This window comes from Actinomycetospora sp. C-140 (assembly GCF_054796175.1).
Genome location: NZ_JBTWNF010000036.1, coordinates 1 through 11,878 on the forward strand (window position 1 = coordinate 1; position 11,878 = coordinate 11,878).

At 76.9% G+C, this 11,878-nt stretch carries 11 protein-coding genes; 1 reads left to right on the plus strand and 10 read right to left on the minus strand.

The window, feature by feature from the left end; genetic code table 11:
• Nucleotides 1-22 precede the first annotated feature (22 nt).
• From ACR9E3_RS32305 to ACR9E3_RS32350, 10 genes are all read right to left on the minus strand, one after another.
• Nucleotides 23-700, minus strand: coding sequence for an NUDIX domain-containing protein (locus ACR9E3_RS32305; RefSeq protein ID WP_460385165.1), 678 nt, complete (start codon nucleotides 698-700; stop codon nucleotides 23-25).
• Nucleotides 697-2,448, minus strand: a complete 1,752-nt coding sequence (locus ACR9E3_RS32310; RefSeq protein ID WP_460385176.1) for a CTP synthase — start codon at nucleotides 2,446-2,448, stop codon at nucleotides 697-699. The genes ACR9E3_RS32305 and ACR9E3_RS32310 overlap by 4 nt, the downstream gene beginning before the upstream one ends.
• A gap of 127 nt (nucleotides 2,449-2,575) precedes the next feature.
• Nucleotides 2,576-3,490: a copper transporter gene (locus ACR9E3_RS32315; RefSeq protein ID WP_460385166.1), complete on the minus strand. Its 915-nt coding sequence runs from the start codon at nucleotides 3,488-3,490 to the stop codon at nucleotides 2,576-2,578.
• On the minus strand, nucleotides 3,490-4,683 hold the full coding sequence (steA, locus tag ACR9E3_RS32320) for a putative cytokinetic ring protein SteA (protein ID WP_460385167.1): 1,194 nt from the start codon (nucleotides 4,681-4,683) through the stop codon (nucleotides 3,490-3,492). The genes ACR9E3_RS32315 and steA overlap by 1 nt, the downstream gene beginning before the upstream one ends.
• A 105-nt stretch (nucleotides 4,684-4,788) precedes the next feature.
• The gene (gene recN / locus ACR9E3_RS32325) at nucleotides 4,789-6,714 is read right to left on the minus strand and encodes a DNA repair protein RecN (RefSeq protein WP_460385168.1); all 1,926 of its coding nucleotides are present in this window, start codon (nucleotides 6,712-6,714) and stop codon (nucleotides 4,789-4,791) included.
• A gap of 133 nt (nucleotides 6,715-6,847) precedes the next feature.
• Entirely contained in the window at nucleotides 6,848-7,765 is a 918-nt protein-coding gene (locus ACR9E3_RS32330; protein WP_285659409.1) for an NAD kinase, read from the minus strand.
• Nucleotides 7,766-7,848: 83 nt separating this feature from the next.
• Entirely contained in the window at nucleotides 7,849-8,673 is an 825-nt protein-coding gene (locus tag ACR9E3_RS32335) for a TlyA family RNA methyltransferase (protein WP_460385169.1), read from the minus strand.
• Nucleotides 8,674-8,678: 5 nt separating this feature from the next.
• The gene (locus tag ACR9E3_RS32340; protein ID WP_460385171.1) at nucleotides 8,679-8,912 is read right to left on the minus strand and encodes a hypothetical protein; all 234 of its coding nucleotides are present in this window, start codon (nucleotides 8,910-8,912) and stop codon (nucleotides 8,679-8,681) included.
• Nucleotides 8,913-8,960: 48 nt separating this feature from the next.
• On the minus strand, nucleotides 8,961-9,962 hold the full coding sequence (locus tag ACR9E3_RS32345) for an HAD-IIA family hydrolase (protein ID WP_460385172.1): 1,002 nt from the start codon (nucleotides 9,960-9,962) through the stop codon (nucleotides 8,961-8,963).
• Nucleotides 9,959-10,663, minus strand: a complete 705-nt coding sequence (locus ACR9E3_RS32350; RefSeq protein ID WP_460385174.1) for a hypothetical protein — start codon at nucleotides 10,661-10,663, stop codon at nucleotides 9,959-9,961. The genes ACR9E3_RS32345 and ACR9E3_RS32350 overlap by 4 nt, the downstream gene beginning before the upstream one ends.
• On the opposite strand from ACR9E3_RS32350, the gene ACR9E3_RS32355 reads away from it, so the two are divergent.
• Nucleotides 10,613-11,878, plus strand: a 1,266-nt coding sequence (locus ACR9E3_RS32355) for a DNA polymerase III subunit gamma/tau domain-containing protein (RefSeq protein WP_460385175.1), incomplete at its 3' end; no start/stop codon positions are given. The genes ACR9E3_RS32350 and ACR9E3_RS32355 overlap by 51 nt on opposite strands.

The following is an 11,878-nucleotide window of genomic DNA, read 5'->3' on the forward strand; positions in this document are numbered from 1 at the left end:
AATACCCGTTCGCTGCGACCCCTCAGCGCCGGGCGGCCCGGCGCGCCGCGAACTCGGCGGGCCGGTCGAGCCAGGGGGCGTCGACCGGCCGGGGCGTGAAGCGGCCGTCGCGCACCGCCGCGGCGGCGAACACGCCCGCGACGCACGGCCCGTTGACCAGGGCGCCCGACATGGCGCCGGCGACGAGGTCGTCGAGGGGCACCCGGCGGATCACCAGGTCGGCCTCCTCGTCGTCACCCGAGGCCGGGCGCTCCACCGATCGCAGCCCGCGGGCGAGGAACACGCGCACCGACTCGTCGGCGAAGCCGGGGCAGCCGGCGATGTCGACGAGCGTCGCCCACCGGTCGGCCTCGATGCCGACCTCCTCGACCAGCTCGCGCTGCGCGGCCACGACCGGATCCTCGGCGGGGTCGTCGAGGAGCCCGGCCGGCATCTCCCACAGGCGTCGCCCGAGCGCGGGGCGGTACTGGTAGATCATGACGAGGCGGTCCTCCTCGTCGAGCGCGGCGACGGCGACGGCCCCGAAGTGCTCGACCTTCTCCCGCCCCGCGATCCGCCCGCCGGGCATCCGCACGTCGTCGCGGCGCAGCGCGAAGATCGGACCCTCGTAGATCGTCTCGCTGGAGACGACGGCGAAGTCGTGCGGCGGCCGCCCGTCGTGCGGGTCGTCCAGGGAGCCCGGGGTGATCGGCGGCGTCACGTCGAGGCCGCGGCCGGGATGTCGACACCGTCGACGCGCGCCTCGGTGTCGTCTCCGTCGAGCTCGTCGGGCACGGCCGAGGTGTCCAGGTCCAGGCGACCGGACGCGACGTGGCGCAGCGACGCCGCGACGAACGCGCGGAACAGCGGGTGCGCCCGGGTCGGGCGGCTCTTGAGCTCCGGGTGCGCCTGCGTGCCGACGAAGAACGGGTGCTGGTCGCGGGGCAGCTCGACGAACTCCACGAGCCCGCCGTCGGGCGAGGTCCCGGAGAACACCAGGCCGGCCTCGCCGAGGCGCTCGCGGTAGGCGTTGTTGACCTCGTAGCGGTGGCGGTGCCGCTCGGTGACCTTCCCGGTGCCGTAGGCGGCGCGGGTGACGGTGTCCGGGGCGAGCACCGCGGGCCACGACCCGAGGCGCATCGTGCCGCCCATGTCCCGGTCGCCGGCGACGACGTCGGCCTGGTCGGCCATCGTCGAGATCACCGGGTGCGGGGTCGTCTCGTCGAACTCCGCGGAGTTGGCGCCCTCGAGCCCGGCCATCGACCGCGCCGCGTGGATCACCATGCACTGCAGGCCGAGGCAGAGACCGAGCGCGGGGATGCCGTTGCGGTGCGCGTGGGCGAGCGCCCCGACCTTGCCCTCGATCCCGCGGATGCCGAACCCGCCGGGCACGAGGATGCCGTCGACGCCCTGCAGCGCCGCGGCGGCGCCGGCCGCGCTCTCGCACTCGTCGGACCCGACCCACCGGACGGCGACCCGGGCGCGGTGGGCGAACCCGCCCGCCCGCAGCGCCTCGGTGACCGAGAGGTAGGCGTCGGGCAGGTCGACGTACTTGCCGACGATCGCGATGTCGACGGTTTCCTTCGGGTGGTGCACGCGGTCGAGCAGGTCGCCCCAGACCGTCCAGTCGACGTCGCGGAACGGCAGCCCGAGCCGGCGCACGACGTAGGCGTCGAGGCCCTCGCCGTGCAGCACCTTGGGGATGTCGTAGATCGAGGGCGCGTCGGGGCACGCGACGACGCCGTCGTCCTCGACGTCGCACATCAGGCTGATCTTGCGCGTCATGTCCTCGGGGATGTCCCGGTCGGCGCGCAGCACGAGCCCGTCGGGCTGGATACCGATGTTGCGCAGCGCCGCCACCGAGTGCTGCGTCGGCTTGGTCTTGAGCTCACCCGACGGCGCGAGGAACGGCACGAGCGAGACGTGCAGGAAGAAGCAGTTGTCCCGGCCGACCTCGTGGCGCAGCTGGCGCGCGGCCTCGAGGAACGGCAGCGACTCGATGTCGCCGACCGTGCCGCCGACCTCGGTGATCACCACGTCCGGCGCGGGATCGGCCGTCCTCATGGCCAGCACCCGCGCCTTGATCTCGTCGGTGATGTGCGGGATGACCTGCACGGTGTCACCGAGGTACTCGCCGCGGCGCTCCTTGGCGATGACGGTCGAGTAGACCTGCCCCGTCGTCACGTTGGCGCGCGCCGAGAGATCCCGGTCGAGGAAGCGCTCGTAGTGCCCGATGTCGAGGTCGGTCTCGGCGCCGTCCTCGGTGACGAAGACCTCCCCGTGCTGGAACGGGTTCATCGTCCCGGGGTCGACGTTGAGGTACGGGTCGAGCTTCTGCATCGTGACCCGGAGGCCGCGCGCCGTGAGCAGCTGGCCGAGGCTCGACGCCGTCAGTCCCTTGCCCAGCGACGAGGCGACGCCTCCGGTGACGAACACGTGCTTGGTCGTCCGCGGCGGCTGCATGCTCAGACCCCCTGGATGATGTTCGAGAGGGCCGTTCGGGCGATTCTCCGATCGGAGACTCCGCGATCCACGGGACCTCACGGTAACACCGCGTCGCCTCCTCGCCCGGGTGACCCCACACCCGGGCGGCGCGTCACCCCGCGGCGGGCTGCGGGGTGAACGTCCCCGCCGCCGGTCCGTAGACGCCGGTGCGCCCGTCGGCCTGCTCGCGCAGGGCCAGCACGGTCGCGATCCGGGACGCCGGGCCCTCCAGCCCGTCGACGGTCGACAGGCCGCTGCGCAGCGCCATGTCGGTGCGCACGGTCGACACGACGCCCGCCCCGGTCCGCCCGGCGAGCACCGCGCCCGCGCCGACCCGGTCCATCGCCCCGGCGAGCCGGGCGAGCGTCGTGTCGCGCGCGACGTCGGTCCCCGCACCGGCCACGACGAGCGCGAGCTCGGCGGGTTCCGGGTCGAGCGCGTCCGGGCCCTGGACGTAGCCGGCGTCGGCGAGCGCCCGCAGCGCGGTCGAGGCCTCCGGGCCGGTGGCGCGCTCCGCCGCCGGTCCGGGCCGGGCGACGAGCAGCGAGCCGAGCAGCGAGCCGGTCAGCGTGCCGGTGTCGGTGGTGGTGGGCAGCTGGGCGCCGGCGGGCAGCAGCCGCGGCACCAGCGCCCGCAGCGCCTCGGCGCGGTCCGGGGCGGTCGCGGCGTCGGTGAGCGCCAGGCGCCCCGTCACGCGCCCCCCGGCGCGGCCGACGAGGTCGGTCACCGCTTCCACGTCGCCCGGGTCGGCCCCCGGGGCCGCGAGGACCGCCACGCGACGCCCCGGCAGCACCCCGGCCACGGTCGAGGGTGCGCCCGCCGCGACGAGACGCTCGGTGGCGCCGAGACGGTCGCCGAGCGCGTCGCGGTCCCCGCGGAGCTGCACGACCTGGGCCGCGAGCTCGTCGCGGTCGGAGGTCAGCGCGCCGAGGACGCGCCCGGACAACGCCGAGGCCCCGAGCACCACCCCCAGCGCCAGGGCCAGCAGGATCGCGGCGATCGACACGACGTGGTAACGCAGTGACATCAGCCCCCGACCCCCCGAGCGGCGGAGACGGTGGCGTCCCAGCCCTCCCGTAGCAGCATCACGATCGCCTCGGCCAGCCCGCTCGCGAGCAGCGCCGCCCCACCGACGGCGACGACGGCGAGCAGCAGGAGCAGCACCGCCCCGGTGGTGACCCGGTGGCGGTGCAGGGCGGCCACGGCCGAGGAGTCGACGAGCGTCGGGCCGAGGCGCAGGCGCGTGAGCACGGTCGACGGGTTGCTCCCCGACCGGCCGCGGTCCAGGAAGCCGGTGAGCGTGGCGTCGAACCCGCACGCGACCACCAGCGAGGCGCCGTGCCGGTGCGCCAGCAGCAGCGCCATGTCCTCGGGGTTGGCCGACGACGGGAAGCCCAGCGGGTCGATGCCGGCGTCCTGCAGCCGCGCGAGCCCGGCGATGTGGCCGTCGGTGTCGGCCGGGATCACGACGTCCACGGCCTTGCGGGCGAGCTCGGGGTCGATCTCCAGGGCGGTGCCGACGACCACCGCGGGCGTGTAGCCGGCCGCGCGCAGGCTCTCGGCCCCGGACCCGACGCCCACGAGGACCGGCCGCTCCTCCCGCACGAAGTGCTTGAGCCGTCGCAGCTCGGCCGCGTGGTCCGATCCGGGCGCGACCACGAGCACCGAGCGGCCGTGCACGGCGGTCTCCAGCCCCGGCACGCCGACACCGTCGAGCAGCATGCCCCGCTCACGGCCCATGAACTCGGTGGTGTTCGCCGAGAACGCCTCGAGCTGGGCGGCGAGCCCCCACCGCGCCTCGCCGAGCTGATCGGCCACCGTCTCGGCGGTCTGCGAGAAGCCGCGCGCGACCTCCTGCTCGCCGACGTAGACCCCGCCGTCGTGCAGGCGCACCGGCGCACCGTCGCGCACCCGGCGCAGGACCCCGTCACCGACGTCGTCGACCAGCGCGACCCCGGCGTCGGTGAGGATCTCCGGGCCGAGGTTCGGGTAGCGCCCGGAGATCGACGGGGACACGTTGATCACCCCGGCGACGCCCGCGTCCACCAGCGCGTGGGCCGTCGCGCGGTCGAGGTCGACCTGGTCGATCACCGCGATGTCGCCCCGGCCCAACCGGCGCAGCAGCTCCGGGGAGACCTCGCCGCCGGACCGGCCGCCGAGGCGGGCCGGACCGGCGACCCCCGCCGGCGCCTCCTTCGTGCGCCCCCGTGGCCACTTCATGCCCGCCACCCCGCACCCGTGCCGTGACCGCCGGAAGTCATGCCCTCGATGGTCGTCGGCGAGGGCGCGTGGACGGAGGCGACGCGCCGGGCGGGAACGCGCCGGTCACCCGGCCCGGCGACTCCGGCGTGTCCCGCTACGGCGTGTGGTCGACGCACCGCGGTCGATGGGGGTCGGCGCGGCGCCGCCCCCCGCGTCGTCGGCGGCCGTCCGGTCGGCGGCCGCGGCGGCGATCAGCTCCTCGGCGTGGGCGCGCCCGGTCTCGGTCTCCTCGGTGCCCGCGAGCATGCGGGCGAGCTCGACCACCCGCTCGCCGTCGTCGAGCAGGCGCACCGCACTGCGGGTGACCCCGTCGGTGCCGTCGACCGCCTGCAGCCCGCCCTTGTCGACGACGAGGTGACGGTCGGCGTACGCCGCCACCTGCGCGAGGTGGGTGACCACCACGACCTGGTGGGTGGCCGCCAGCCGGGCGAGCCTGCGCCCCACCTCGACCGCGGCCCGCCCGCCGACCCCGGCGTCGACCTCGTCGAACACCAGCGTCGGCGTGGTGTCCGCGCCCGCGAGCACGACCTCGACCGCGAGCATCACGCGCGAGAGCTCGCCGCCCGACGCGCCCTTGTGCACGGGCAGCGCCGGCGCGCCGGCGTGCGGGGTGAGCAGCAGCTCGACCTCGTCCACGCCGTCGGGCCCGGCGACGACCGAGCGTCCGTCGACCTCCAGGGCGTCCTGGCCGCCGCCCTCCTTGACCCCGACCGCCATCTGCACCGAGGCCGCGCCCATCGCCAGCCCGTCGAGCTCGGCCGACACGGCGGCGCCGAAGCGCTCGGCGGCCTCGCGCCGCGCCGCTGACACCGTCGCGGCGTGCCCGGCGAGCTCGCCCGCGAGCGCGTCGGCGTCCGCTGCGAGGGCGGCCAGCGCCTCGTCCGACGTGTCGAGGCCCTCGAGCTGCGCACGCGCCGACTCCGCCCACGCCAGCACGCCGTCGACGTCGGCGGCGTACTTGCGCGTGAGGCCCTTGAGCGCGGCCTGGCGCTCGAGCACGTGCTCGAGGCGCTGCGGGTCGGCCTCGAGGCGCTCGAGGTAGTCGGTGAGCTCCGCGGCGGCGTCGCCCAGCAGGGCGGCGGCCTCGGCGAGCCGCGGGTCGAGCCCGGCCAGCGCCGGGTCGTCGCTGCCCTGCAGGCGCCGGCGCGCCTCCCCGAGCAGGCCCACGGCGTCCGGGTCCTCCCCCGTGCCGTCGGGCGGGCCGGCCAGGGCGGCCAGGGCCGCGGACGCCGTGGCCCGCAGCTCGTCGGCGTCGGCGAGACGGCGCGCCTCGGCCACCAGCTCGGCGTCCTCGCCGGGCTGCGGGTCGACCGCCTCGATCTCGGTGAGGCCGTGGCGGAGCATGTCCGCCTCCCGCGTCATCTCGCGGGCCTGGTCGCGGCGTCGGGCCAGCTCGGCGACCGCCCGGCGCCAGGCCGCGCGGGTGCGCCGGTAGGCGGCCAGGGGATCGGCGACGGCGGCGCCGGCGAAGCGGTCCAGCACGGCGCGCTGCTCGGCGGCGCGCAGCAGTCGCAGCGCCTCGTGCTGACCGTGGACCGCGAGCGCCGCGTTCGTGACGTCGCCCAGCACCGCCATCGGCACCGAGCGCCCACCCAGGTGCGCTCGCGACCGCCCGTCGGCCGACACCGTGCGGGCGGCGATGAGGCTGCCGTCGTCGTCGAGCGCCGCTCCGGCGTCGGCGGCCAGGCGCAGCGCCGAGCGCGGGACGGCGGCCTCGTCGGCGTCGTCGGCGTCGTCGGCGTCCCCGGTGTCGTCCTCCTCCGCGTCCTCGGACGGCGGCAGCAGGAACCGGCCTTCGACCATGGCCCGCGAGGCGCCGCGGCGCACCCGCGAGGAGTCGGCGCGGCCGCCACCCAGCAGGTGCAGCCCCGTGACCACCATCGTCTTGCCGGCCCCGGTCTCCCCCGTGACCACGGTCAGCCCCGGGTGCAGATCGAGGGTCGCGTCCTCGATCACCCCGAGACCCTGGATCCTCAGCTCGGCGAGCACGGGCCTCACGGTAACGGGCCCGTCCGACGCTCCGGTGCCGAACACGCCGATCCGATCGAACACATGGTCGAACGGTCGGTGGCGGGCGGTCGGCGGGAGGCGCAGCGAAGCGGAGCTCGACCCCTCGTGCGGGTCAGCGACGGCGCCCCCGCCAGCCCTGGACCGGGAGACCGAACTTGCGCACGAGCCGGTCGGTGAACGGCTGGACGCGCAGCCGCGCGAGCAGCACCGGGTTGCGCCCGCGGACCACCTCGACCCGCGAGCCGGGCGGCAGCTCGATGGTGCGTCTCCCGTCGCAGACGAGGACGCCGGCGTCGCCGCGGTTCGACACCTCGAGCGCCACCGTCGACTCCGGCGACACCACCAGCGGCCGGGCGAACAGCGCGTGCGCGTTGCTCGGCACCAGCAGCATCGCCTGCACCTCGGGCCACACGACCGGTCCGCCCGCGGAGAACGCGTAGGCCGTCGAGCCGGTCGGCGTCGCCACCAGCACCCCGTCGCAGGCGAACTCCGACACCGGACGTGCGTCCACCTCGAGCACGACGTCGAGCAGCCGGGCCCAGTTCATCTTCTCGACGATCGCCTCGTTGAGCGCCCACGTCCGGCCCAGCTCGGTGCCGTTCTGGTGCGCGACGACGTCGACGGTCATGCGCTCCTCGACGCGGTACGTGCGCCCGACGACGGCCTCCAGCACGGCCTCGAGGTCGTCGGTGTCGGCCTCGGCCAGGAACCCGACGCGCCCGAGGTTGACCCCCAGCATCGGCACTCGCGCGTGCCGGGCGAGCTCGGCCGCGCGCAGCAGCGTGCCGTCGCCGCCGAGCACCAGGACGATCTCCATGCCGAGCGCGGCGTCGGAGTCCGCGTCGACCGTCCGGGGACGCAGGTCCTCGGGCAGGTCGTCGAAGAGGCCCTCGGCCGTCGCGTACTCGTCGGTGAGCAGCCGCAGCGCGAAGCCGGCCTCGCCGAGGCGCCGGGCCGCCTGCGACGCGACCTTGCGCGTCGCCTCCCGGCCGGTGTGCACCACGAGCAGCGCGTTCCGGGGCCCGGACACCTCGGCGGACTCGCCGGCCCCCTCGACCTGCGTGCCCGCACCGACCACGGCTCCGGTCACCGGCGCCCCTCCGTTCGTCGTGCTCACGTCGGTCCCCGCTCCACGGCCCGCCGCACCAGGGCCTCCTCGTCCACGTCCTCCCCGACACCGCGGCGCAGCCAGCAGAAGTACTCGACGTTGCCCGACGGGCCCGGAAGCGGGCTGGCGACGACGTCGCGCAGCACGAGCCCGCGCTCCCGGGCGGCCGCGACGACACCGAGGACCGCTTCGGCTCGCAGCGCCGGGTCGCGCACGACGCCGCCGGACCCCAGCCGGTCCCGGCCGACCTCGAACTGCGGCTTGACCATCGGCACCAGGTCGCCGCCCGGGACGGTGCACGCGACGAGCGCGTCGAGCACCAGCCCGAGCGAGATGAACGACAGGTCGGCGACGACGAGCTCGACCGGCCCGCCGATGTCCCCGGGGCCGAGCGTGCGGACGTTGACCCGGTCGTGCACGGCGACCCGCTGGTCGGTCCGCAGCGCCCACACCAGCTGCCCGTAGCCGACGTCGACGGCGACGACCTCGCGCGCCCCGCGCCGGAGCAGCACGTCGGTGAACCCGCCGGTGGACGCGCCGGCGTCGAGGCAGCGCCGGCCCTCGACGGCGAGACCCTGCGGCTCGAACGCCTCGAGCGCGCCCAGCAGCTTGCCCGCGCCCCGCGAGGCCCACCCCGGGTCGTCGACGTCGTCGCGCACGACCACGGCCGCGGCGGTCTCGACAGCCGTCGCGGGCTTGGTCGCCACCGTGCCGCCGACCGTCACCCGGCCGTCCGCGATGAGCCCGGCGGCGTGCTCGCGCGACCGCGCGAGGCCACGCCGGACCAGCTCGGCGTCCAGACGCAGCCGGCGGGCGGTGGACCGCGCCACCGTGCTCAGGTCCGGTCCACGTCGGCCAGCACCGCGACGAGTGCGTCGTGCACGGCCTCGAACCGGGTGGCCTGGTCGGCCGCGTCGAAGGGCTCCTCCTGCTCGTCCCACGGCAGGGCGCCGACTGCCGCGCGCAGCGAGTCCAGCGCGCTGTCCGCGGACGGCGCGACCTCGGTCGGCGGGGCGTCGGCCGGCTCGCTCGACGGCGCGTGCCCGCCGTCGTGCCCGGGCACGGTCATCGCGTGTCCTCCCGACGTCGTGGGCCCTGCCGTCTCCACGCTAACGCGTCAGCCCGTGGGCAGGCCGAGCGCGCTGATCATCTTCGCGGCCCGGTCGTCCGCGGCGCGGACCCCGGGATGCCCGTCCGACTCCCACGCCACGCGGCACAGCGCCCGCAGCGCCGCGGCCGTGTCGTCCCGGGTGTCGTCCCCGTCCGCGCTCAGCACCAGGGCGTCGTCGGCCCGGTGCGCGCTCCAGCCGGCGGTGTCGCCCGTGGTGACGCTCGTCGGCGCGAGGTCGCCGTCCAGGACCGTGAGGTCGGCGCCCAGGAAGGTCGGGCGGTGCTCGGGCGCGGCGGGCAGCAGATCGGCGGCCGTCGAGACGCCCGTGAGGACGAGCAGGGTGTCGGCGTCGATGGCGTGTCCGCCCGCGATGTCGGTGTCGAGGCGGTCGCCGATCACCAAGGGGCGCCGCGCGCCGACCCGCTCGACGGCCTGCCGCAGCAGCGGTGCGGCGGGCTTGCCGGCCACCTCCGGCTCACGCCCGGAGGCCGTGCGCAGCGCCGCGACCATCGACCCGTTCCCCGGCATGAGGCCGCGCTCGTTCGGCAGCGTCGGGTCGACGTTGCACGCCACCCAGTGGGCGCCGCGGTTCAGGGCGAGACCCGCCTCGGCGAGGATGCGCCAGCCCGTGTCGGGCGAGTGCCCCTGCACCACCGCGACCGGGGCGTCCTCGTCCGACCGCACCGGGGTCAGGCCCACGAGACGGATCTCCTCGGCCAGCGCCTCGGTCCCGACGACCAGCACCGGCTCGCCTGGCGCGCAATGACCGGCGACGACGGCCGCGCCGGCCTGCGCACTGGTGACGACGTCCTCCGGCACGACCGACAGCCCCAGGGACCGCAGCTGGTCGGCGACCTCGTCCGGGCCCCGCGACGCGTTGTTGGTGACGTAGGAGACGGTCGCGGTCCGGCGCACCGCCTCGAGGCTCTCGACCGCGCCCTCGATCGCCTCCGGCCCCCGGTAGACCGTGCCGTCGAGGTCGACGAGCAGCGCGTCGTACCCGGTCACCCCGACGACCCCGCCACGCCGGACGGGCTGTCCTCGGCGACGTCGCCGGCGTCGGTCGCCTCGTCGGCGTCCTGGTCGGCGTCCTCGTCGGTGTCCGCGTCGGTGTCGGTCGCCTCGGCGTCCTGGTCGGTGTCCTCGTCGGCCTCGGGGGCGCCGACGCCGAGCATGATCGCGCGCTCCTCCGCGTCGGTCTCGCCCTCGACGTCGGTGCGGGCCGCGTCGAGGAAGGCCCGGACCGCGTCGTCGGTGCGGCCGGCGGCCTGCAGCGCCTCGGCGTACGCGTAGAACAGCCGCGGCACCCACGGGTCCTCGCGGGTGGCGTCGAGCTCGGGCACCTGCAGGCCGACGACGGCGGCGTCGTCCTCGCCCAGGTCCCGGCGCGCGCCGGACACCACGATGAGCAGCTCGACGGCGTCCTCGGTGGCGAGGTCGGCGGCTTCCGGGCTGCGCGAGAGCTCGATCGCCCGCTCCGGGCGCCCCAGAGCGCGCTCGGCGTCCGCCATCACCGGCAGGTGGCCGTCGCCGCCCATCCGGCGGCTCGCGCGCAGCTCCGAGAGCGCCTCGGCCCACTCCCCCGCGTGGTACGCGGCGAGGCCCGAGGCCTCGCGCACGATGGCGACGCGGCTCGCCCGGTGTCGCGCGAAGCGCGCGTGGGCGAGCGCCGCCTCCGGCTCGTCGTCGACGAGCTCGCCGACGGCCACGAGATGACGGGCCACGAGGTCGGCGAGGTCCTTCGGGAGGCCGCGCAGGTCGCGCCGGGCCTCGGGGTCGAGCAGGTCGGCGGTGACGTCGTCGGGCAACGGCGGGGCGACCGGACGCGGGACGGCGTCCTGGTGCCGCTCGACCGGCCGCTCCTCGCGCGTCTCCCTGCCGTGGGCGCCCTCGTCGCGTGCGCGCGCACGCCGATCGTCGCGGCCGCGCTCGGGACCACGGTCGGGACCCCGGCGCCCGCCGTCGCGGTCGCCGGGCCGCCCACCGCCGGGGCGGCCGTCGCGGGGACGGTCACTTCTGGCGCGGTCGCCCGGAGACCGGTCGGTGCGCGGGCGATCGCCCCCGCTCCGGTCACCCCGTGGTCCGCCGCCCTGGGGCCGGTCACCCTGGGGGCGGTCACCCCGGGGCCGGTCACTCCGGGATCGATCGCCGCGCGACCGGTCGTTCCGCGCGCGGTCGCCCGGCCCACGGTCGTCGCGGGAGCGGTCGTTCCGCGGGCGGTCGCCCCCGCTGCGGTCACCGCGGGGACGGTCGTCGCGGGGACGGTCTCCCCGACGCGCACCGTCGCCGGCCCGGCCGTCACGCGGTCCACCACGATCCGGGCGATCGGACCGGGGACGGTCGTCGCGGCCACGGTCATCCCGCGGCCCGTCGGTCCGGGCGCCGGGCCGGTCGGAGCGATCCGAACGGTGTGCGCCGGCGTCGCGGCGCGGCCGGTCGTCCCCGGCGGCTCCACCGCCAGGGCCGCGGTCGTCCCTGCGGCTCCGGTCATCGGTCCGGCCCCGCCCGGCCGAGGACGGACGGTCGCGGTCCGGGCGTCCACCGCCGCCGCGTCCGCCACGGTCGTCACGGCGGCTCTCGCCGCCGCGCGGTCCTCCGCGGGAGTCCTCACGCCCCCGGGGGTCGCCGCCGGCCGCGCGCCGGTCGGGACCGCCCCGCGGGCGATCTCCGCTGCCGCGGTCGTCACGACGGGGGCGGTCGCCTCCCGCGCGCCCGCCGCCGCCCCGCGCACGGGGGCCGCCTCGCGTCCCCTCGGACGGGCGGTCGTCCCGGGCCGGGCCGGACGACCCGGCGCGGCGGCCACCGTCGCCGGCGCCGTCCGACGGATCCGACGACATGGCGGGCCTCCTGTGGACATGCGAACGGGCAGGGCTCCGGCCGGAGTCCTGCCCGTCGTGGGGTGGTGCTTTTTGCTGGCCCCTGGG